We start from the raw sequence: 22,717 nt of genomic DNA on the forward strand, positions 1-22,717 counted from the left end.
GGACTTGTACGGTCGAAGCATGGAGCATGTTCGATTCGGCCGTACCGGCCTGCACGTGTCGAGACTCTGCCTCGGCACCATGACATTCGGTTTCCAGTGCGACGACGACACCTCGTTCGCCATCATGGACGCCGCCTACGACGCCGGCATCACGTTCTTCGACACGGCCGACGTCTACCCGATCGGTGGCCCGAGCGAGATTATCGGTCGCACCGAGGAGATCATGGGCCGCTGGATGTCCCGGGGCGAGCGCACCCGTGACGACATCGTGCTCGGCACCAAGTGCTTCGGTCACAGCGGCCCGCAACCGTGGGACCGCGGCAACGGCCGGAAGAACATCATGCGGGCGGTCGATGCCTCACTGCGCCGACTCGACACCGACTACATCGACCTCTACCAGATCCACTTCTACGATCCCGACGTCCACATCGACGAGACCCTCCGGGCGATGGACGACCTCGTGCGATCGGGCAAGGTTCGATACATCGGGTGCTCCAACACGTTGGCGTACCAGCTCGCCAGGGCGATCGGGCGCAGCGAACTCCACGACATCGTGCGGTTCGAGAGCGTGCAACCCCGCTACAACATGCTGTTCCGGGAGAACGAGCGCGAGCTGTTCCCGCTCTGCTCCGAGGAAGGCATCGCGGTCATTCCGTACAACCCGCTCGCCGCAGGCATGCTCACCGGCAAGCATCGCCCGGGCGCTCCGACCGAGGGCACCCGGTTCACGCTCGGGCGGTCGCAAGATCTCTACCAGGGCCGCTACTGGCACGACCGCATGTTCGAGTCGGTCGAAGCGATCCGCGCCGTCGCCGAAGACGCCGCCACCCCGATGACCACACTGGCGATCCAATGGGTGCTGGCCAACCCGACGATCACCGCGCCGATCGTCGGCGCCAGCCGACCCGAACAGCTCGCCGCGTCGGTCGCCGCCGTGGAGACGCCGATCGATCCGGAGGTCAAGCGACAGCTCGACGAGCTGACGGCGGTCTACCGCCAGGGTGACCACGACCGCTGACCCACGCACCGACCGGTGTCGATCGGTCTCGATCGGGGCGTTTGATTGAGCACGCACGCAACCGGGTACCGGTCGCCCGTGCCCGATCACACCGAACGAACCGAACGATCCGACGCGCTGGTGATGCTCGGCCTGACCGGCGACCTGGGTCGCAAGAAGTTGTTCCCTGCGATCTACGAACTGGCCGCCGACGACCGCCTCGATGGCCCCGTGATCGGCGTCGGACGGTCCGACCACACCGACGGCGAGCTCCGCGAGATGTTCGAGGACGTACTCGACGACCACGAGCCGGCGGGCGGAGGCGACGTCGACCCGGACGTCGCCCGGTCCGTCGACCTCACCTATCTCGCCGGCGACTCCACCGAACAGGCGGTGTACGACGAGATGGCCGAGCGGCTGGAAGGACGGCGGCGTCCCCTCGTGTACGCCGCCCTGCCGCCGGATCTGTTCGGCTCGGTCGCCTCGGGGATCGCCGCCGCCGATCTGCCGGACACCACCCGCCTGGTCGTCGAGAAGCCGTTCGGCGACGGGGCCGACGCCGCCCGCGCCCTCTACGCCGAGATCACGAACTCGATCGCGCCCGACCGGCTGTTCATCGTCGACCACTTCCTCGCCAAGGCCGCGATCGAGAACATGTTGATCGTGCGAGCGGTGAACCCGCTGCTCCACAACTCGCTCGACGCGACCCACGTCGACGCGATCGACGTCATCATGCACGAGTCGGGCGGCGTCGACGGCCGAGGCTCGTTCTACGAAGGTGTCGGCGCCATCCAGGACGTCGTCCAGAACCACCTCCTGCAGATGCTGGCGATGGTCACGATGGAACCCCCGGTCGACGACAGCGACGAGGCACATCATCGTGCCCGTCGCGATCTGCTCGCCGCCATCGAGCCGGTCCGGCCGACCGACGCCGTGCTCGGCCAATACCTCGGATATCGCGATCTCGACGATGTCGCCGACGACTCCGACGTCGAGACCTTCGTCTGGCTGTCGTTGTCGATCGACAACGACCGCTGGCGAGGTGTCCCCGTCTCGGTACGAACGGGCAAGCGTCTGCGAGAAGACCGAACCGAGGCGATCTTCCACCTCCGGAACACGTCGCCTCATCACTCGAACCACGGCAATCGCGTCAGGTTCTCGGTCAAGCCTGCGGCCTCGCTGTCGATCGATCTCGACGTCATGGACTCCGAGACACACGAACCGAAGCCGACCAGCGTGATCGCCTGCGGACCCGCCGATCACGGCGAACTCGGCGACTACGCGGTCATGTTCGACAATGCGATGCGCGGCGAGACCCGGCACTTCGCCCAGATCGACGGCATCGTCGAAGCGTGGCGCGTGCTCGACCCACTGCTCGCCGACCCGCCTCCACTGCGCGAGTACGAACCGGGCTCGTCCGGGCCGTCCGCGTCTCCGTTCGACGCATGAGCACCGACCTCGAGCGGTACGCCGCGATCGGCGACATGCGCACACTCGGCCTGGTCGACGACGGCGGGAGCCTCGACTGGTGGTGCTGGCCCCGATTCGACTCCCCGTCGGTGTTCGGCCGGCTACTCGACGACGACGGCGGACACTGGCAGATCGAGCCGACCGAGACCGTGGTCGCTCATCGGCACGTGTACCTGTCGGGCACGAACGTCCTCGTCACCCGGATGCACACCGAAACCGGCGTCTTGGAAATCGACGACCTGATGGCGGTCGGCGACACACGGTTGGTCATCCGCAGAGCACGCTGTGTTCGCGGCACCGTCGCTCTCCGGAGCACGATGATCGTCCGGCCCGACTACGGCCGGGCCGACGCACGCTTCTCCGAACGCGACGGCGAGATCCGGATCGACGTCGGCGAGGTACCACCGCTGGTCGCCACCGCTTCCGTGGAGCTCGCGATCGACGGCGACACCGTGCGAGGCGAGTGCGAGTTGGGTGAGGGCGAGAGCGCCTGGTTCACGCTGGGTGCCGACGGTCACACGGCACTCGACGTCGGCACCGTCATCGACGACACCGTCGACTACTGGCAACTCTGGACCGCCCAGAGCACATACCGCGGCCGCTGGCGCGAAGCGGTCGAACGCTCGGCGCTCGTCTTGAAGCTCCTCACGTCGATCGAGACCGGTGGGCTGATCGCGGCCGGGACCACCAGCCTGCCCGAGGTGGCCGGCGGCGAGCGCAACTGGGACTACCGGTACGTCTGGATCCGCGACGCTGCGTTCACCCTGTACGCCTTCCTCGAGCTCGGCTACACGTCGGAAGCAGCGGCGTTCACCGAGTGGCTCACCGACCGCCTCGAGGCCTGCGCCGACCGATGTACAGCGACCGACCGCCCGCCGCTCTCGCCGCTCTACGACCTCGACGGCAACGACGACCTGGGCGAGACGAATCTCGACCATTGGAGCGGCTACGCCGACAGCCGCCCGGTCCGCATCGGCAACGCCGCCAGCAGCCAGGCACAGCTCGACATCTACGGCGAACTGATCGACTCGGTGTACATCGCCGACAAGCAGAGCGACGGCGTCAGCATCGCGACCTGGCGTCACGTGCGCACCCTCGTCGACTGGGTGGTCGATCACTGGGACGAGCCCGACGACGGCATGTGGGAGGCTCGCAGTGGCCCCCGTCGTTACACGTCGTCACTCCTCATGTGCTGGGTCGCCGTCGAACGGGCGATGCGCATGGCCCGTCGCCGCGGCAGACCCGGTGATCTGGTCACCTGGCAACGCGCCCGCGACGAGATGCACGCCACGCTCGTCGACCGAGGCTTCTCCGACGACCTGCAGGCCTTCACCCAGACGCTCGACGGCGAGACCCTCGACGCCTCGATCCTGCTGATGCCGCTGGTCAAGTTCATCGCCCCCACCGATCCGATGTGGCGCACCACGCTCGACGCCATCGGCAACGGGTTGGCGCACGGCCCGCTGGTCGACCGGTACGACCCGTCCGTCACCGACGACGGGCTCGACGGGGACGAAGGCTCGTTCACGATCTGCTCGTTCTGGTACGTCGAGGCGATGAGCCGGAGCGGTCGGGTCGAGGAGGCCCGCCGCCACTTCGACCGACTCCTGACGTACGCCACGCCGACCGGTCTGTTCTCCGAGGAGATCGGGCCGAACGGCCGGCTGCTCGGCAACTTCCCCCAGGCATTCACCCACCTGGCGCTGATCAGTGCCGCCGTCAGCCTGAACGAGACGCTCGAAGCAGGGAGCACGACATGATCGTCACGACCGTCGGGACCAGGTCGTCGTCGTGACCCGAGCGGCCGAGCACGCGCTCGATGGTGCCGGCATCGGCATCCCGTTCCCGATCCGAACGCTCGACGTGCCTCCCGGCTCGCCGCTCGCCCGGCTGGCGCACGGGAGACCTGAGACTCAGTCGTCGGCGACGACGACGGGCACGTGTCCGGCCCGCATCGACGGCACGACGCGCGACCCGATCGCGATCCGGTCGAGATGCGACTGGAGCGACCGCACGGTGCCACCGGAGGGCAGACCCAACGTGTAGCACCAGCTCGAACCACGGAACTCGGCGGCATCGACCGTCGCTGCCCCGTCGGGCTCGACCGAGAACGTCACGTCGTCGGGCCGGACCATCGCCATCGCCGACGGATCGGAGATGGCGGCGATGCCCGAGATCTCGGCGGCCGCGACGCCCCACGGCAGGAAGCTCGCCTCGCCCATGAACGCCGCCACGAATCGATTGACCGGCTCGTGGAAGACGTGCTCCGGCGTGTCGATCTGCACGATCCGGCCGGCCTGCATCACCGCGACGCGGTCACCGACGGCCAGCGCCTCGTTCTGGTCGTGGGTCACCATGATCGCCGGCGTCGCGGTGGAGCGCAGGATGGCCGCGACGTCGTCGCGCACCCGCGCCCGAAGGTTCGGATCGAGGCTCGCGAAGGGCTCGTCCAGCAGCAGGAGCGCCGGGCGCGGGGCGAGTGCCCTGGCCAGCGCCACCCGCTGGCGTTCCCCACCCGACAGCTCGTGCGGGTACCGCTCGTCGTAGCCGGCCAGCCCGACGAGATCGAGCATCTCGGCGACGCGGGCCGTCCGGCCGCCGTCGCGGACGCCGAACCCGATGTTGCCGGCGACCGTCAGGTGCGGGAACAAGGCGTGCTCCTGGAAGACGAGTCCGACACGGCGCCCCTCGGGAGGCACCGGACGACGTCCGTCGTCGACCACCCGACCACCGAGTTCGACGGTGCCGGTCTCGGTCGGTTGCAGACCGGCGAGGATCCGCAGCAGGGTCGACTTGCCACAACCGCTCGGCCCGACGAGGGCCAGCAGTTCGTGATCGCCGAGCTCGAACGACACCTCGTCGACGGCGACCACGCCGTCGAAGCGCTTGGAGACACCGTGGACACGCAGCGACGTCATCGCGCGGCTCCGTCGAGTCGACGGGACAGCAGGAACACCGGGATCAGCGCGACCACGATGATCGACAGGGCCGGGAGTGCCGCCTGCTCGTAGCGGGATTCCGACGCCAGGTTGAACACCCAGACCGGCAGCGTGTCGAAGCCGAGCGGACGGAGCAGCAGCACGATCGGCAGTTCCTTGAGCGCGTCGACGCCGACCAGGACGGCCGCCGAGAACAGCGACGCCTTCGCGAGTGGCACGTGCACGCGACGGGCCGTCTCGAGCGGGGCAGCGCCGAGCGTCCGCGCCGAGGCGGTCATCTCCTCGGGAACCTGTCCGACCCCCGATTCGACCGCGCTCAGACCTGGTGCCAAGAACCGGACGGTATAGGCGTAGACAAGCACCAGCAACGATCCGGTGGCCACGAAGCCCGGCAGGTCGAGGCCGATCGATTCGAGCCCGCCGTCGACGGCGACCATCGTGAGGATCACGCCGATGCCGACCACCGGGCCGGGAACCGCGTACCCGACGGCGATCGCCCGGCTCGCCAACGAGGTGGCGCGGCGGCCACCGAAGCGGCGCGCGTTGGCGACGGTCACCGCGACCACGGTGCAGATCAGCACCGTGTAGAAGACCAGTTGGAGACTGTGCCAGAGGTAGCCCGGGTACTGGTCGAGCAGCGGTGTGCCCCGATCGCCGGCCTGTTCTCGGATGGCCCAGACCGACAGCTGCACGACCGGACCGACGAACGCAGCCACGACGATCGCTCCGCACACGGCGGTCGCAGCCCAGGACCGCCAGCCGGTGAGCGTTCGGCGTTCGATCCCGCCCGCTGCCCCACCCGACTGGCCGAAGCGGGCACGCCCGCGACCGACCCGCTCGAGTCCGATCGCGAGCAGCGCGAACCCCAGGACCAGTGTCGCGATCTCGCTGGCGGCGTTGCGGTCGTAGGTCCCGTTCCAGATCCGGAACACGCCGACCGACACCGTGTCGACGCCGAAGTACTGCACGGTGGCGAAATCGGTCAGCGTCTCCATCATCACGACCGCGCCGCCGGCGGCGATCGCCGGCCGCACCAGCGGGAGCACGACCCGGCGCGCTGCTTCGGTCGGTCCGGCACCGAGTGTGCGGGCCGCGTGGTACGCACCGGCGGCCTGGTCGCGCAGCGCGGCCCGAGCGAGCAGGTAGACGTACGGGTACAGCACGAGCGTGAATGCAACGATGGCACCGGTGAGCGATTCGACCTCGGGGAACCAGGCATCGCGACCGAACCACGACCGCCAGGTGTCCTGGATCGGCCCGGTCCGCCCGAACGTCGACAACGTGAGGAACCCGAGGATGTAGCTCGGCATCGCGAACGGGAGGATCAGCATCCAACCGAACGTGCGAACACCGCGGAACTCGTAGGCGCTCACCAGCCAGGCGAGCCCGGTGCCGAGCACGACCGTGCCGACCGCGACTCCGACCAGCAGGATCGCCGTCGTGACGAGTTCACCCGGCAGGCGGGTCCGCCACTGCTGTGACCAGACATCGGGGCTGGGTCGCAGGATGCTCGCGGCGAGCATCGCGACCGGCACGACGACCAGGAGAGCCGCGACGATCGAGGACAGCGACCAGCCCGCGGTTCCCGAGCGTCTCCCGAACGTCGATGCCACGACGGGATCAGCCGTAGCCGGCTTCGTCCATCAGGCGAACGGCGTCGGCGTTCAAGGCACCGAAGACCGAGGCATCGAGCGGGTCGCGCACGAAGTCGGTACCGAACTCACGCGTGATCAGCGGCTCGGGTGGGACCGACGGGTTGGCCGGGTACTCGTGGTTCGCACTGACGAGCACGTCCTGGCCCTCGGTGGCCAACCATTCGAGGAACTCCCGTGCGAGCTCTGGCTGCTTCGAGTACTTCGTCACGCCGCCGCCGGAGATGTTGACGTGGACACCGCGCCCGTCCTGGTCGGCCCAGACGAGTCCGACCGGGAAGTCAGGGTCTTCTTCGAGCATGCGGCCGAGGTAGTAGTGGTTGGTCACACCCACTTCGCAGAGCCCGTCGGCCAGCGACTCGAGGATCAACACGTCGTTGCTCAGGATCTCGGCGTTGTCGGACCAGCCCTCGACGACCCGGAGCGCTTCGTCGGGACCGAGGTTGGCGATCAGGCTGGCCACCAGTGACTGCTGGTACACGTTGGTGGAGTTCCGGAGACAGATCCGGTCCTTCCACTCGGGTTCGGCGAGTTCTTCGTACGTGGTGGGGACGTCGCTCTCGTCGAGGAGTTCGGTGTTGTAGACGATCGTGCGAGCCCGGATCGTCAGGGCGTACCAGTAGCCGTCGGGGTCGCTCAGCTCGGCCGGGATCGCACTCTGCAGGATCTCGGAGTCGAGCGGCTGGAACAGGCCGTCGGCTGCCGCCGTCGCGAGGTTGCCGGCGTCGACCGTGATGTAGGCGTCGGCCTCGGTGTCTTCTCCCTCGGCCTCGATGCGCTCGCGGAGCGCACCGTCGTTCCCGGTCAGGAACTCGATGTTGACCCCGGTCTCGTCCTCGTAGAGCTCGAACGCCTTCTCGATGTTGTAGTGACGACCGCTGTACACGTAGAGCGTGTCGCCGTCGCTCCCCGAACACGCCGTGATCGTCATCACCGCGCCGACGGCCACGGCACCGAGTCGAAGGGGACGACGGATCCTGTTCACGTGGCTACCTCAATGCTGCAATCGGGGGGTGGTGCTGGCGACTCGGGCGACGGGCTCGGGAGTGGCACGCCGCCACGACCATGCTTGTCGCCAGTTGTTCAGGGAGCCTAACGAACGCTCCGCGACGAACCACACGAGCACACCCGACACGATCGTCAGCACGTACGAGACCTCGCGGATGAAGACCAGGCGATAGAGCGGCCAGATCGTGAAGTGCGACACGTAGATCCACATGCTGGCGGCGGCGAGCGTGCCGACGATCCGCACCGACCAGCGAGGCACGGGCAACTCACGCACCCACACCAGCACGACGAGCAACACCAGGATTCGCCACTCGCGGGCTGCGGTGTGGAAGTAGCCGAGCACGGTGGCGAGGGCGACGATCGACGTCAGCGACCGCTGCCACCACGTCGTCGACCGCTGGATCAGCCAGCCGAGCGCGAAGAACCAGGCGACCCCGTGGGTGCGGAACCGGAGGTTGTACCACTCCCCCATGTACGCCCACTCCATGCGAAACACGAGGGCGAGACCGAGGGCGGCCAGCGGGACCAGGTAGGCGAACCGCCGATCCATGCGCCGGACGGCCGGAACGATCGTCAGCAGCGACGCCAGCAGCACCAGGTGGACGAACACCTCGATGAACCAGAAGTGCCAGTGGTCGTCGGCGTGTGACGAGGGTCCGACGTAGTTGTTGACCAGCAGCAACGTGCCGACGCTGTACGAACCGAACACGGTCATCCCGACCGCGACCCAGACCATCGTGGGGACCGCCGCCCGCCCGGCCGTGCGGAGCCCGGCGCGGATTCGCTCGCCGGGCGACGGCAGCGGGGCCATGAACCGGGCGAGGTTGTATCCGGCGACCGCCAGCAGGGTGTGGGCACCCCCGGGAACGTGGCGGACACGCATGTGCGTGGCCACCACGAGGCAGATGCCGATCGCCCGCAACGCGACCGTCGTGTCGAGTCGGGCCCACCTGCGGCGCGGCACCGCTGCGGCTGCGAGCGTCGAGATCGGTTGGAGGTGCCAGTCGGACGGCAGCTGACCGAGGGTCGCTTCCAGGCGGATCGAACACTCGACGTAGCTCAGCGAGTCGCCGCCGAGGGAGACGAACGTGTCGGTGTCGTCGACCCGAGCGACGCCGAGGACCGCCGCGAAGATCGCCGCGACGGACCCGTCGGAACCGGTCGATGTGGAGGGCTGCTCGTCCGCTGCGGCGACGTCGATGCCGGCGTCGGTCGCCAACATCGTGGCCTGGTCGACCTTGTCGGACGCCGTCCGCGGGATGGGGCGGTCGTGGACCCGGCAGCAGTGTCCGGGCAGCCCGGTCACCGCCGAGAGCCGTTCGGCGACCTCGGCGGGGTCGGACCCCGGGGCGAAGACCACCACCCGGTCGTCGTCCCCGGCGACCGCCAACGCGCCGGCGGTGTGAGGTGCGAGCTGCGACTCGACCTCGTCGAGATCGATCCGGAGCCCGAACGGCTTCACGAAGCGGGATCGCCGGCCGACGATCTCGTAGACGTCGTCCTCGGCGTGATACCTGGCGAGGTCGCCGGTCGCCAGTTCGTCGAGCGTGTGGCCGAGCGCCAGGTCGTCGAGTTCGCCCGCGTAGCCCATCATCACGTTGGCGCCGCGGTACACGAGTTCACCGACATCGCCGGGTTGCCCGTCGACCGGGCGCAGCTCGAGCGACCCGCCGGGGATCGGTCGCCCGATCGCCGAGGGCCGACGCAGGGTCAGCTCCGGCGGCAGATAGGCGATGCGCGCGGTCGCCTCGGTCTGCCCGTACATCACCACGAACTCGGCGCCCCACCCGGCGACCCGCTCGGCCCACCTCGTCACGGCCTCGGGTGCCATGCGGCCGCCCGCCTGGGTGAGCAGTCGCAGCGACGAGGCGGCCAGCTCGTCGGGTGACGCCCGGTCGAGCATCTCGTAGGTGTGTGGCACGCCGGCGAGGTTGGTGACGCCGTGCTCGAACAGGGCGGTGCGGAAACAGGGGTCGACGACGGATGTGTCGGTGAGCACGACGCTCGCTCCCACCAGCAGATGCGAATGCAGCACCGACAGGCCGTAGCAATAGTGGAGCGGCAGCGAGGTGATGCCGCGGTCGTCGGGCGTCAGCCGCAGGTAGTCGGCGATCGACTCGGCGTTGCTGAGCAGGTTGCGATGCGAGAGTCGGGCGAGCTTGGGGCTCCCGGTCGACCCGGATGTGCTCACCAGGATCGCGAGATCAGGGTGCAGTTCGACCTGCGCCGTCTCGCACTGTGTGATCTCGACCACCTCGTCGGTGGCGACGACGACGGCCCCCACCGGCCAGGCCTCGGACAGCCGGTCGCCGTGGGACCCGGCGAGCAGCGGGACGTGACCCGACTCGATGAGCGCGAGGTAGGTGACGACGAACTCGATCGAGTGGTCACCGGTCAGGGTCACGATCGACCGTGCGGGCAGGGCCACGTCGGCTCGTCGAGCGTCGACCAGCGCCGCCAGCTCGGAGAAGGTGACGTGTCGATCACCCGACACGAGGGCAGGTCGATGCGGCGAGCCAGCGCCGGCGAGCAGTATGCCGGACAGCGTGGCGGTCGACGTCGAGGCGCGCATCGCGCTGAATGTTAGGACGGCCTAACGCAAATTCCAAACTGTGCCATACGTCGGATTCGACGCGCGCCCCGAGGCGTCATTCGCGGTGGACGACGTCGGCGTCGTCCGGGTGTTCGCGGAAGTACCGGGCAGCGAACGAACAGTGCGGCACGACCGTCCGACCGTCATCCCGGACGATCTCGACGACGCCGGCCATCAGTCGAGCCCCGAACCCCTGCCCGCGATGCTGCGCCAAGGTCTCGACGTGCGGCACGACGACCGTCTCCCCACGCTGGTGGTAGGTCGCGAACCCGACGAGCTCGCCGGCGCGCCGGAGTTCGAATCGCCCGGAGTCGGTCGCGTCGGTCACCTGGAAGTCATCAGCCACCCGACCATCTTCGCCGATGATCCCGTCGTCGACCCGATCGGCGGACGATGCGATCTCGACCGGTGCGTCCCGCGAGAATGTCAGCATGCCGATCGACCTGGTGACGAACGACGGGGTGAGGTGCATGCTGATGCGCGGCGGCACCTCGAAGGGGGCGTACTTCCTCGCCGATGATCTGCCCGTCGAGAAGGCCGACCGCGACGACCTCCTCCTCCGGCTCATGGGGTCACCCGACGACCGGCAGATCGACGGTCTCGGCGGAGCCCATCCGCTCACCAGCAAGGTGGCGGTGGTCCGGCGGTCCGAACGCGACGATGCCGACGTCGACTATCTCTTCCTGCAGGTGAGCGTCGATGAACCGAGCGTGAGCGACCGGCAGAACTGCGGCAACCTGCTGGCGGGCGTCGGACCCTTCGCCGTCGAGCGTGGCCTCGTCGCCGGCGTCCCCGGCGAGGCGACCACGTCGGTGCGAGTGTTCATGGTCAACACCGACTCGATCGCCACCGCCTCGTTCCCGACCCTCGACGGCGTGCCGATCTACCACGGGTCGACCGCGATCGACGGCGTTCCGGGAACGGCCGCTGCGATCCAGCTCGATTTCGAAGGTATCGCCGGGGGTTCGTGCGGCGCGCTGCTCCCGACCGGCAACGTCGTCGACGTCATCGACGACGTCGAGGTGACGCTGATCGACAACGGCATGCCGGTCGTCGTGCTCCGCGGGCGGGATCTCGGGATCGAGGGCACGGAGTCCCCCGCCGAGCTCGAAGCCGACCAGACCCTGCGGCGGCGCCTCGAGTCGATCCGGCTCGAGGCCGGTCCGTTGATGAACCTGGGTGACGTCACCGACACGACCGTGCCGAAGCTGACGATGGTGTCGCCACCGACGGCCGGGGGCGACATCTCCACGCGCACCTTCATCCCCCACCGCTGCCACGACGCCATCGGCGTGTTGGGAGCCGTCTCGGTCGCGACCGCGGCACTGCTTCCCGGATCGCCTGCGGGCGAGCTGCTCCGCCCCGGCGCCGGCGACGACGGCGTGTTGATCTGCGAACATCCGACCGGCGCCTTCACCGCGACGGTCGAGGTCGACACGACGGGCGAGATCCCGCTCGTCCGGCGCGCCGGGATCATCCGCACCGCCCGCAAGCTGATGGACGGCACCGCCTTCCCGAGGAGCTCCACGTGATGTCCGAGCCGAAGCGCATCGCCGGTCCGCACCCGGACCCGCATCCACCCCGTCGCTGGACGCCGCCGCCGAACGCCACCGACGCGCACTGCCACGTGTTCGGTCCGGCCGCTCGGTTCCCGTTCTCGCCCGACCGGTCGTACACCCCGTCCGACTCCGGCATCGACGACTTCGAGGTGCTCCAAGCGCGGCTCGGACTGTCGCGGGCGGTGTTCGTTCAGGCGTCGTGCCACGGCACCGACAACGCCGCAATGGTCGATGCGCTCGAACGGGGTCGCGGTCGGTACGCCGGCGTGGCGATGATCGACGAGTCGTTCGCCGACGCCGACATCGCACGCCTGCACGAATCCGGCGTCCGCGGCACCCGATTCAACTTCGTGCAGCATCTCGGCGGGGCTCCCGCGCTCGACGTCTTCTGGCGTCTCGTCGACCGAGTGCAGCCGTACGGTTGGCACATCGTGTTGCACTTCGACGCCAAGGACCTGCCGGCCCACGCCGAACTGCTCGACCGGATGCCGTGCCCCTACGTGATCGACCACATGGCCCGCGTGCCGACGGCCGACGGGATCGAGCAGGCACCGTTCCAGGCGTTGCTCGAGCTGATGCGCGACGAGCGCTGCTGGGTCAAGATCTCGGGTGCCGAACGGCTCACGGCCGACGGTCCGCCGCCGTATGACGACGTGGTGCCGTACGCTCGAGCACTCGTCGCCGCCGCACCCGATCGGGTCCTGTGGGGAACCGACTGGCCACATCCCAATGTGCGCCACATGCCCGACGACGGCGACCTCGTCGACCTGCTGGTCGACCTGATCCCCGACGAGGCGACGCGCGAGCGCGTGCTCGTCACCAACCCCGAGACCCTCTACGACTTCGACTGAACATCGTGGACGCCGAGACGGAGCACGCCGGATGATCACGTTGCACGCAGGTGCGCTCACCGCGACGATCGACGAGTCGATGGGCGGCGAACTGCGTCAGATCGAGCTCGACGGCACTCCCCTCCTCGCCGAGTACGAGTGGGATTCGCCGGTGGCCGCGTCCCGGAGCCGGAGTTACGGCGACCAGCGGCTCGACTGGCTCTCGGAATACCGAGGCGGCTGGCAGTTCCTCGTTCCGAACGCGGGCGCGGCGTGCGTGGTCGACGGCGTGCCGCTGCCGTTCCACGGCGAGTGGTCGCGCACGGCGGTCGACATCGACACCGTGTCGCAGTCGGAGGTCTCGATGCGGGCCGGCACCCGCTTGCCGTTCGTCGCGCACCGGACCATCGCTCTGGTCGACGCCCCCGACCGGGTCCGCATCACGACGACGATCGAGAACGTCAGCGGCGAACGTCAGCCGTTCGTCTGGGGCGAGCACCCCGCGTTCGTCGCCGGGCCCGGTGACCGCATCGATCTGCCCGCCGGCCCTGTCGTCGACCGCGACGACGAGACCGCGTCGTCGGTGGCGTGGCCGTGCCGACGCCAGGGCCAGATCGGGCTCGACGTCGTGCCGGACACACGTCCGCTCGAAAGCGTCCACTACCTGCCGGATCGGCCGGACGGATGGGCCGCCCTGCGATGCCCCGCGGTCGGTGTCGCGATCGTGTGGGAGATCGAGGACTTCCCGCACATGTGGCTCTGGCGAGAGCTCGGCAGCCCAGGGTTCCCGTTCCACGGCCGGACCTCGCTGGTCGCCCTGGAGCCGGCCAGTTCGTGGCCCGGCGACGGGCTCGCCGCCGCGATCGAGCGCGGTCAGGCGCACTGGTTGATCCCCGGCGAACACAGGACCACGACGGTGACCGTCATCCCGTTCCGACCGGACGGCCGAGCCGTCACGGGTGCCGACCACACCGGAGCGATCAGCTTCAAAAACGCGGCGACCGGTTGACGACCGAATGCGCCGGTCCACCGCTTGGGGTCAGAAGACGATCAGGCCGCGAGCCTGTTCCCCGGCGGCCAAGGCGCGGAAGGCTTCGTCAGCTTCGTCGAGGTCGTATCGCTTCGTCACCAACTCATCGAGCTTGAGACGGCCGGCCATCGCCAGCTCGACCATCTTGGGGAACTCGACCATCGGGTTGCTGCTGCCGTAGCGAGAACCGACGATCCGACGCTCGCCCGACATCAGCAATGCAGGATCGACAGGGAACGTCTGGCCGGTCCCTGGAAGTCCGAGCACGACTTCCACACCCTGCCTGGCGAGGATGTCGAGACCTTGCTGCATGGCGATCGTCGCGCCGACGGCGACGATGCTCGCGTCGACACCTTGGCCGGTGATGCGTAAGACCTCTGCCTGGAGATCGTGCCGGGTGGGGTTGATCGTGTGTGTCGCACCGAACTCACGCGCCAGGTCGAGCTTGCTGTCGAGCACGTCGACCCCGATGATCGGGTACGCGCCGGTCGCCACGGCACCCTGGATCGCGTTGAGGCCGACGCCACCGCAGCCGAACACGGCGACGCTCTGGCCGGCCCGGAGCGCTGCCGAGTTGACGACCGAGCCGAAGCCGGTCGTGACGGAACAGCCGATCAGCGCCGCGAGCTCCAGGGGAAAGTCGGGTCGCACCCATACTGCGCCGGCCTCTGGCACCACGATGTACGGGCCGTATGTCGCCGGCCCGTAGTGGTGGACATCGTTGCCCTGGTGATGGAAGCGGGTGGTGCCGCCGGTCATCTTGCCGATGGGCGGCGTGTTCAGACACAGCGAGGGAAAGCCGAGGGCGCAGTACTTGCAGGCGCCACAGTCGGGCGCCCATGAGATGATGACGTGATCACCGGGCTTGAGGCTGTTGCAGCCTTCGCCGACGGCATCGACGATGCCCGACCCCTCGTCGCCGAGGACGATCGGCATCGGGATACCCGTGTGCGAACCGTCGTACGCATGCAAGCAACTGTGACAGACGCCGCTCGCCACCATCTTGACCCGCACTTCGCCGAAGCCCGGCTCGTCGAGCTCGACGTCCATCATCTGCATCGGCTCGTTCGGTTTGAGGAGAACTGGAGCTGTGATCTGCATGGCATGCATCCCTTGTTGAGTCTTCGGGAAACCGACGGATGCGGTCCCCACTCCGGCTGGTCGTCGTGGGAGCCATCACGGTCGGTTGACCAAGAAACGCCCCCACATTTCGTTTATTCTGAGCGAACAGTAACATAAACCAAGTTTGCGCGACAAGCTCGCACCGATCGATTCAGCCTGCATCCCATGGTCGGTCGGGCTCAGTGCATGACCCAACCGCCGTCGACCGTGATTGCCTGCCCCGTGATGAACGACGCTCGATTCGACGCGAGGAACGACACCATCTGAGCGATGTCGTCGGGTGTACCCCGCCGCTCCAGCGCTTGCACGGTGGAGAGGTACCGAGCGAGTTCATCGGGGTCGCCGTAAACGGCCTCCGATGGGGTCTCGATCGCGCCGATGACGATCGCGTTCACCCGGATGCGATGCACACCCAACTCTCGGGCCAGAGAGCGGGTGAAGCCGAGTTGCGCCGCCTTCGACGTGACGTAGTGCAGATTGCCGGTCGCGCCGAGTAGCGCCGTGACCGACGACATGTTGATGATGCTCCCGCGGCCGCACGCAATCATCGACGGTGCAACTGCTCGGGCGCAGATGGCCCCACCGACCACGTTGACAGCCATCACCCTCGTCCACTCCTCGGCGGTGATCTCCTGCCAGGGCCGCGACGAGGCAACCGATGCCGCGGCGTTGTTGACGAGCACCGAAATCGGACCGAACTCCAGCTGCACCTTGCGCACCATCTCGGTGACGTCACGCTCCGAGGACACGTCCGCTCGGACTGCGATCGCGACGCCTCCCGCATCGCGGATTCGGTCGACGACCGCGCCGGCTTCATCGGCGGAGGCTTCGTCGAGATGGTTGACCGCCACCGAGGCTCCGGCAGCTGCCAACTCGGTAGCGACGGCCGCCCCGATGTTGCGACAAGCGCCGGTGACGATCGCGACCCCGTGGGGGCCAGACGCTCCGAACGTGGCACCGTCGGTGGCCTCAGCGTTCACGACGTGGTCCGATCAGTGCTCGGAGGCAGGCACACGATGGCTTCGACGTCGCCACGAAAGCTGGCGGGTCCGACACCATGCGGAACGACCCAGGTCTCACCACGCCTGATGGGGTCGGCGCCAGCGTCGCAACACAGCGAGCCGACTCCGCCGGTGACCACCACTACGGCGAAGCTCGGCCAGGGAAGATCGACATCACGGAAGCACTGGACCAAGCGAGCGGAGAAGAACTGCTCGGCGGCCGTCGGAAACAGATTGGACACGATGCCACCAGTCGACGCGGCCAGTTCGACGGGCTCGGCGAAGAGCGCCGCCAAGCGCTCCCCGCCATACCCGCTGAGGTCGAAACAGTCGATTGCGACGTCCCAACCGAGACCGAGCGTGGCCTGGTCTGCACCGACACCGAACGCCGCATGCTCTGCGAGAACCGAGAACGCCGTCGGTTCCTGCAACTCCGTCAGCAGGATCCCTGGACCGATGGCGTGCGGGACCCCGGCCGGTACGTACACGACCTGACCGGCTCCGACCTCGACCTCGTTCATCGCCGCCAGCATCGACATCGCGTCCTGGTGATCGATCCATCGGCGAAGCGTCGCTCGATCGATGTCGTCGCTCAGACCGAGCCACACTCGAGAACCGGGCTCTGCATCCAGAATGATCCACCCCTCCGTCTTGCCGAACAGGCTCCCCAGGTGGTCGGCGCCGAACGTCCGCGTCGGATGACAATGGACGGGGAGACGCTCTCCCGCGTCGAGCAGTTTCACCAGTAGACCGGAATCGTCGCCGAACCTCTCGGCCAATCCTTCGCCGAGCCAGCCGACCGGGTCGGCAGCGATGAGGTCCGCCAGAACCACTCCGTCGGCCGTCACCGACAGACCGGCGTCGCCGGAGTCCGTCGCCCCGACCCTCGGCGGCAACGTGCACAGCGACGCGACCCAGTCCTCCGGACCTCGACGCTCGCCGGGCACCGCACGGAAGCGGTCGATGCCCTCGCCCCCCTGGTAGTAGACAGGAACCCGATTGTCGGGCAGCAGGATCGGGCGCGGCACTTATCGACGCCCGATCGACCGGCGGATCATCGTTGAACCTTCACGTCGCGCTACAGGCTGGCGACCCGCGCCGCGGCAAGCAGCGCCGCGGTGTACGACGACTGCGGATTGGCGAGCACGGCATCGGTTCGACCCGACTCGACGACCCGACCGTCTCGCATGACGACGATGTCCTCACACATCCGACTCACGACACCCAGATCGTGCGACACCATCACGAGCGTGAGCCCTAGCTCATCGCGAAGGTCCATCAGCAGGTTGAGAACCTGCGCCTGAACCGAGACGTCCAGCGCGCTGACCGGTTCATCAGCGTAGAGGATCGTCGGGTCGACCGAGAGCGAGCGCGCGATGCCGACCCGCTGCAACTGACCTCCGGAGAGCTGATGCGGGAATCGTGGCAGCACCTCACGACCGAGGCCGACTCGCTCCAGCGATGTGATCAACTCGTCGTCGTCGGGCTTGCGGCCCTGCAATGCCCGCACCGGTTCGCTCAGCGATCGGCGGATCGTCATGCGCGGGTCGAGCGACCGGCGCGGGTTCTGGAAGACGATCTGGTTCTTCCGACGCAGCTCGTTGGCGCCGTCCCGGCGGTAGTCGCCGATGTCACGGCCCTCGAACCGAACCGTTCCGCGTTGATGCCGGAGCAACCCGCACATCACGCGGATCAGGGTGGACTTACCGGAGCCCGACTCTCCGACGATGCCGATGGTCGAACCCTCACCAATGGCAACCGAGACGCCGCGCAGCGTCCAACCCTCGTCGTCGGGCCCGAGCCGGGCTCTCGGGTAGTGGAAGTACAGGTCATCGACGTCGACGATCGCCATCTCTATGTGTCCTCCTCGGCCGGATGCCAGCAGGAGTACCGGTGGCCGCTCGCCGACGTGACCGCCGGCGGGGCGCCGGCGCACGAACCCGTCACGTGTTCACACCGATTCCGGAACCGGCAGCCGCTCGGGAATCTGCCGACGGCCGGGACAGATCCCTGGATCGTCTGCAGCCGCTGGCCGATGAACGACGAATAGTCGTCGGCCTGGGGCATGCCCGGGTTCGCAGCGAGCAGCGCTGTCGTGTACCGGTGCCGGGGTTGCCCGATGACCTGTTCGACGGCGCCAGCCTCGACGACGTGCCCGCCGTAGATCACCGCGACGCGGTCGCACACGAACCGGATGACTCCGAGGTCGTGGCTGACGAAGAGCAAGCTCATGTTCCGTTGCTCGCTCAACGAGATCAGCAGCCGCAGGATCTCTTCCTGGACGGTGACATCGAGAGCCGTGGTGGGTTCGTCGGCGATCAGGAGTTCGGGGTCAGCGGCGATCGCAGCGGCGATCATCACCCGTTGTTGCTGGCCACCCGAGAGTTGATGCGGGTACCGGCGAACGAGTGCGGCCGGCTCAGGGAGTTGCACCAGCTCGAGCAGTTCGACCACCCGTTCAGTGACGGCACGGCCTCTGAGACCGGTGTGCAGACGGATCGCCTCGGACACCTGGCGCCCGATCCGCATCATCGGATTCAGTGAACGCGCCGGATCCTGGAAGACGAAACCGATCTTGTCACCTCGTATCTTGGCGAACTCGGCGTCGGACAGCGACAGGAGGTCGTCGTCGCCGAAGCGAACGGCACCAGACGCCTTGGCCTCGTCGGGCAACAGCCCGGCGATGGCCTTGGCGGTCATCGTCTTACCGGATCCGGACTCACCGACGAGCCCCAACCGGGCCCCGACGGGCACGTCGAGTTCGTCGATGTGCACGATCTGATGTCCGTCGATGTGGACACTGAGGTCACGGATCTCGAGCATCAGGACAACCCACTCCTGGTCTGCTGAGGATCGAGGATGGTGCGCAGACCGTCACCGAGCAGATTGAATCCGAGCGCCGTGAAGACGATCGCGAGTCCGGGGAAGAACATCAGGTACGGCGCCGCCTCAAGCAGCGACTGCGTCTCGTTGAGGAATCTCCCCCACGACGAGGTCGGAGGCTGGACGCCGACGCCGAGGTACGCGAGCGAGGCCTCGATCAAGATCGCCGCAGCGAACATGACGGAGCCCAGCACGATCAGCAGAGGACTGATGTTCGGTAGGACGTGGCGAACCAGGACGTACGACTTGCGGCGGCCGTACCCGTACGCCGCCTCGACGAAGTCGAGCGCCAAGACCTGCCGCGCCGGTCCGATCGTGACACGAGCCGCCACCGGGATCTGCCAGGTGATGATCGCGATCGTGGCCGTCGTGTTGCCAGGCCCCAACTTCGCCGCCAGGACCAGGGCAGTGAGGATGCCGGGCAGCGCCAAGCCGGCATCGACGAGCCGGGTGAGTGGCCCTTGAAAGGTACGGTTCGCGCCGGCGATCGAGAGTCCGATCGCCGCACCGATGACCATCGCTGCGATCGTCGACACGACGCTGACGTACAGCGAGTTCCGGGCGCCGAGCATGAGTTCGGTGGTGACGTCCCGCCCGGCGCGGTCGGTGCCGAGAAGGAATCCCGGCGACCCGGGCGGCGCGAGCCGGTTCGTCATGTTCAGCTGATTCGGCGGGTAGGGAGTCCAGATGAACGAGAGCAGCGCTACGAACACGAACGACGCGACGAGGGTGCCGCCGAGATAGAGCGTCAGCGGCAGTCGGCGAAGCCGCCGCCACCTGGAGGGCTGCGCCGGGATCGCCGTGTCGTCGTCGAACATGTCGTCAACGGTCGTTGTCGTGTTGTCAGACATCAGCGTCCGCCTTGTCGCGAATTCGTGGGTCGAGGAAGCCATAGGCGATGTCGACAAAAAAGTTCAGGATCAGGATCACGAGCATGATCACGAGGGCGAGCGACTGCACCACGATCACCTCGCGCCCGAGCGTCGCCGTGACGATGAGGCGCCCGATCCCCGGGAGCACGAACACGTTCTCGACCACCACGGCGCCGGCGATCAACTGGCCGAATTGGAGCGCCGCCACCGTCACGAGCGGAATGGAGGCGTTGCGGACGCCATGGACGAGAGCCGCACCTCGCCGGCTCCGGCCCCGCGCCATCGCAGATCGGACGAAGTCTTCGTTCATCACGTCGATCATCGAGGTGCGGACGTATCGCGTGAAGACGGACGTCACGCCGAGACTCAGGGCCAGGACGGGCAGGGTGATCGAGCGGAGGCACGCCAGGGGATCCTCCGTGAGCGGCACGTAGCCGCCCGTCGGCAACCACCCGAGGCGAACAGCGAAGAACAACACGAGGAGCAGCCCAGCCCAGAACGTCGGGATGGCGATCCCGATCTGGGTGACGACGTCGACGACGGCGCCTCGAACCTTCTTGGAGTTGATGGCGGAGTAGGTTCCGAGTGCCAGCGACAACGGCACGGAAACGATCAACGCACCGATGGTGATCATGAGTGTGGGCTCGATACGTCTGACGATCTCGTCGAAAATGTCGTAGCCCATGCCATACGAGGTGCCCAGGTCTCCGGTCACCACACCCCAGAGCCAGTCGAAGTACTGGACGAAGAGCGAACGGTCGAGCCCGAGTTCCTCGCGCATGAACTGCACGTCGACGGGCGCTGCTTCTTGGCCGAGCAGGACGGTGACGATGTCGCCACCGAGCAGGTTCACGAGCGAGAAGACGGCAACAGATCCGACGAAGGCAGCGAACAGAAGGTTCAGGAGCAAACGAAGTGTGTAACGAATCATGTGTTCAGAGAGTGTCAGATGGACCGAGGGTCGTCCGGTAGCGGATGCCACCGGACGACCCATCGACATCGGTGAACTGGTCGGGCCGAGGCACCGACCAGTTCACCGTGGAGCTGTCAGTCGGACCACCGAGCCGACCGTACGTCGACTGCGTTGTTGATCCGAACTTCCTGGATGCCGTCGAGGCCGGCCGTCATGACCTGGGGCACCCGCGGTGCAGCGATCACCGTGACCCAGGCCAAGTCGGCCAAGGTCTTGACCAAATCGGACATCGCAGCGAGGTACTCGTCGTTGTCCGTATACGAGTCGGCGAGGGCCAACTGGTCCTCGAACTCGGGGATGCACAGCTGGGAACTCTTACCCAGCGGCTCACGCCCACCCTCGCAGCCGTACTGCAGGATGTTCGCCGAGTCGCGGATCTCACTCATGCCGTAGTTGCCCTGCGCCCAGGTCTTGTCGAGCCAGGTGGTGAGGTCCTCCGAACGACTGTTGACCTTGATGCCGACTGCCCCTAGCTGCTGGGTCAGCACCTCCATGGTGAAGGGGTGCGATGCGACCGCAGCGAACGGGTAGTCGACCTCGAGATCCTCGTAGCCGGCCTCGGCGAGCAACGACATGGACGTGTCGGGGTCGTACGGGTACGGGCAATAGTCGCTGTTGTACGGCTCGGCGTACGGGACAACCATCAGGCACGTCGGATCGGCGTAGCCGTCGTAGACGGCAATCGCTTCTTCGCGATTGACGGCGTGGGCGATCGCCTGCCGGACACGGATGTCCTGGAACGCCTCCTCGTTGACGTTGAGCCACAGGTACGAGACCTCGCCGGCACTCTCGAACAACACCTTGTACTCAGCGTCATCGGAGAACGTGGCGACCCGCTCGATACCTTCGGCGAGCACCGCGGTGACGAAGTCGTACTCACCGGCGAGCAGACCGTTGAGGGCCGCCGTCTCGTCGTCGACGAAGCGCCAGTCGATGACCTCGAAGTACGGCAGGTCCCCCCAGTAGTCCTCGAATCGAGTGAGGGTCAGGCTCGTGTCGGGCTTGTAGTCGCTGAACACGAAGGGCCCGGTACCGATCATCGTGCTACCGGCGTCGTTGTCCTCGAGGAAGTTCTCGGGAACGACGTAGCCGGCCGAGTTGCCGAGTTCCTTGAGGAACGTGGCGCTCGGTTGGCTGAGCACGATCTCCACTGTGGTGTCGTCCAGCGCCTCGACGCTCGAAACGATGAGGTGCGGAGCGCTCAACTTGCTGAGCGGCGACTCGGCGTTCTTGAGCATCGAATACACCACGTCGGCCGAATCGAGCTCCGAACCATCGTGGAACATTGCTTCCCGGATCGTGAAGGTGTAGCTCAGGCCGTCGTCGCTGATCGACCAATCCTCCGCGAGCATCGGCACGATGCTCCCATCGGGCTTGACCTCGACCAACGTCTCTTGGACGTTGTAGAAGGTCGGAACACGCAGAGCGTTGGCGCCGACTTCCCAGTAGTTCCAGCTCGCCGGCTCCTGCGGGAGTGTGGCGATGAGGGTCGTGGACTTGCCGTCATCCGACGATTCCGAATCGTCGCCTCCGCTCGGTTCTGCTGCTGGCTCGGAGGCCTCGCCGTCGTCCGCAGTGTCGGTCGCCTCCTCGGCGGTATCCGGCTCGTCGGCGGCGTCGTCGTCGCCTCCGCACGATGCGGCAATGAGCGCCACGCTCATCAGCAGCGCGACGGATCTTCCCCGACGCACTCCTGTTCCGTACCTCAATGTTTGCAACACGATCTTGCCCCCTAGATGTGATGACCGGGAACGTTGTCCCTGGCGGGATGGGATTGTTGGTCCGCTG

At 67.4% G+C, this 22,717-nt stretch carries 19 protein-coding genes; 6 read left to right on the forward strand and 13 right to left on the reverse strand.

Annotation, left to right across the window (positions count from 1 at the left end):
• Positions 1-19 precede the first annotated feature (19 nt).
• The 3 genes from R8G01_07615 to R8G01_07625 all read left to right on the forward strand — a co-directional run bounded on the left by R8G01_07615 (position 20) and on the right by R8G01_07625 (position 4,227).
• The gene (locus R8G01_07615; GenBank protein MDW3213845.1) at positions 20-1,018 is read left to right on the forward strand and encodes an aldo/keto reductase; all 999 of its coding nucleotides are present in this window, start codon (positions 20-22) and stop codon (positions 1,016-1,018) included.
• Positions 1,019-1,096: 78 nt separating this feature from the next.
• Positions 1,097-2,446 carry a hypothetical protein gene (locus R8G01_07620; GenBank protein MDW3213846.1) on the forward strand — a complete coding sequence of 450 codons (1,350 nt, stop codon included), beginning with the start codon at positions 1,097-1,099 and terminating at the stop codon, positions 2,444-2,446.
• Entirely contained in the window at positions 2,443-4,227 is a 1,785-nt protein-coding gene (locus tag R8G01_07625; GenBank protein ID MDW3213847.1) for a glycoside hydrolase family 15 protein, read from the forward strand. Before R8G01_07620 ends, R8G01_07625 begins: the two co-directional genes overlap by 4 nt.
• Positions 4,228-4,380: 153 nt before the next feature.
• Here R8G01_07625 and R8G01_07630 read toward each other — a convergent pair whose 3' ends face one another.
• From R8G01_07630 to R8G01_07650, 5 genes are all read right to left on the reverse strand, one after another.
• The gene (locus R8G01_07630) at positions 4,381-5,385 is read right to left on the reverse strand and encodes an ABC transporter ATP-binding protein (GenBank protein ID MDW3213848.1); all 1,005 of its coding nucleotides are present in this window, start codon (positions 5,383-5,385) and stop codon (positions 4,381-4,383) included.
• Complete coding sequence (locus R8G01_07635; protein ID MDW3213849.1) at positions 5,382-7,019, reverse strand: iron ABC transporter permease; 1,638 nt, start codon at positions 7,017-7,019, stop codon at positions 5,382-5,384. Before R8G01_07635 ends, R8G01_07630 begins: the two co-directional genes overlap by 4 nt.
• A gap of 7 nt (positions 7,020-7,026) precedes the next feature.
• Positions 7,027-8,043 carry an extracellular solute-binding protein gene (locus R8G01_07640; protein ID MDW3213850.1) on the reverse strand — a complete coding sequence of 339 codons (1,017 nt, stop codon included), beginning with the start codon at positions 8,041-8,043 and terminating at the stop codon, positions 7,027-7,029.
• A 9-nt stretch (positions 8,044-8,052) separates the two neighbouring features.
• The gene (locus R8G01_07645; GenBank protein ID MDW3213851.1) at positions 8,053-10,638 is read right to left on the reverse strand and encodes an AMP-binding protein; all 2,586 of its coding nucleotides are present in this window, start codon (positions 10,636-10,638) and stop codon (positions 8,053-8,055) included.
• A 76-nt stretch (positions 10,639-10,714) separates the two neighbouring features.
• Positions 10,715-11,092: a GNAT family N-acetyltransferase gene (locus tag R8G01_07650; GenBank protein ID MDW3213852.1), complete on the reverse strand. Its 378-nt coding sequence runs from the start codon at positions 11,090-11,092 to the stop codon at positions 10,715-10,717.
• Here R8G01_07650 and R8G01_07655 point away from each other — a divergent pair.
• From R8G01_07655 to R8G01_07665, 3 genes are read left to right on the forward strand one after another with little or no spacing between them, the layout of a single operon-like run.
• Positions 11,091-12,191 (forward strand): 4-oxalomesaconate tautomerase, encoded by a 1,101-nt coding sequence (locus tag R8G01_07655; GenBank protein ID MDW3213853.1) that lies wholly within the window; start codon positions 11,091-11,093, stop codon positions 12,189-12,191. The two genes, R8G01_07650 and R8G01_07655, sit on opposite strands and share 2 nt — an antisense overlap.
• Positions 12,191-13,069 carry an amidohydrolase family protein gene (locus R8G01_07660; GenBank protein MDW3213854.1) on the forward strand — a complete coding sequence of 293 codons (879 nt, stop codon included), beginning with the start codon at positions 12,191-12,193 and terminating at the stop codon, positions 13,067-13,069. The genes R8G01_07655 and R8G01_07660 overlap by 1 nt, the downstream gene beginning before the upstream one ends.
• 31 nt (positions 13,070-13,100) lie before the next feature.
• Positions 13,101-14,057 carry a DUF4432 family protein gene (locus R8G01_07665; GenBank protein ID MDW3213855.1) on the forward strand — a complete coding sequence of 319 codons (957 nt, stop codon included), beginning with the start codon at positions 13,101-13,103 and terminating at the stop codon, positions 14,055-14,057.
• Positions 14,058-14,087: 30 nt separating this feature from the next.
• Here R8G01_07665 and R8G01_07670 read toward each other — a convergent pair whose 3' ends face one another.
• From R8G01_07670 to R8G01_07705, 8 genes are all read right to left on the reverse strand, one after another.
• Complete coding sequence (locus tag R8G01_07670; GenBank protein ID MDW3213856.1) at positions 14,088-15,179, reverse strand: Zn-dependent alcohol dehydrogenase; 1,092 nt, start codon at positions 15,177-15,179, stop codon at positions 14,088-14,090.
• A gap of 200 nt (positions 15,180-15,379) precedes the next feature.
• The gene (locus R8G01_07675; protein MDW3213857.1) at positions 15,380-16,180 is read right to left on the reverse strand and encodes an SDR family oxidoreductase; all 801 of its coding nucleotides are present in this window, start codon (positions 16,178-16,180) and stop codon (positions 15,380-15,382) included.
• The gene (locus R8G01_07680; protein MDW3213858.1) at positions 16,177-17,229 is read right to left on the reverse strand and encodes a class I mannose-6-phosphate isomerase; all 1,053 of its coding nucleotides are present in this window, start codon (positions 17,227-17,229) and stop codon (positions 16,177-16,179) included. The genes R8G01_07675 and R8G01_07680 overlap by 4 nt, the downstream gene beginning before the upstream one ends.
• Before the next feature lie 50 nt (positions 17,230-17,279).
• Complete coding sequence (locus tag R8G01_07685) at positions 17,280-18,053, reverse strand: dipeptide/oligopeptide/nickel ABC transporter ATP-binding protein (protein MDW3213859.1); 774 nt, start codon at positions 18,051-18,053, stop codon at positions 17,280-17,282.
• A gap of 2 nt (positions 18,054-18,055) precedes the next feature.
• Entirely contained in the window at positions 18,056-19,024 is a 969-nt protein-coding gene (locus R8G01_07690) for an ABC transporter ATP-binding protein (GenBank protein MDW3213860.1), read from the reverse strand.
• The gene (locus tag R8G01_07695) at positions 19,024-19,902 is read right to left on the reverse strand and encodes an ABC transporter permease (protein MDW3213861.1); all 879 of its coding nucleotides are present in this window, start codon (positions 19,900-19,902) and stop codon (positions 19,024-19,026) included. The genes R8G01_07690 and R8G01_07695 overlap by 1 nt, the downstream gene beginning before the upstream one ends.
• 25 nt (positions 19,903-19,927) lie before the next feature.
• Positions 19,928-20,956, reverse strand: coding sequence for an ABC transporter permease (locus R8G01_07700; protein ID MDW3213862.1), 1,029 nt, complete (start codon positions 20,954-20,956; stop codon positions 19,928-19,930).
• A 47-nt stretch (positions 20,957-21,003) separates the two neighbouring features.
• Entirely contained in the window at positions 21,004-22,590 is a 1,587-nt protein-coding gene (locus tag R8G01_07705) for an ABC transporter substrate-binding protein (protein ID MDW3213863.1), read from the reverse strand.
• Between the last annotated feature and the right edge of the window lie 127 nt (positions 22,591-22,717).

This window comes from Ilumatobacteraceae bacterium, assembly GCA_033344875.1.
Classification (GTDB): Bacteria; Actinomycetota; Acidimicrobiia; order Acidimicrobiales; family Ilumatobacteraceae; genus Ilumatobacter.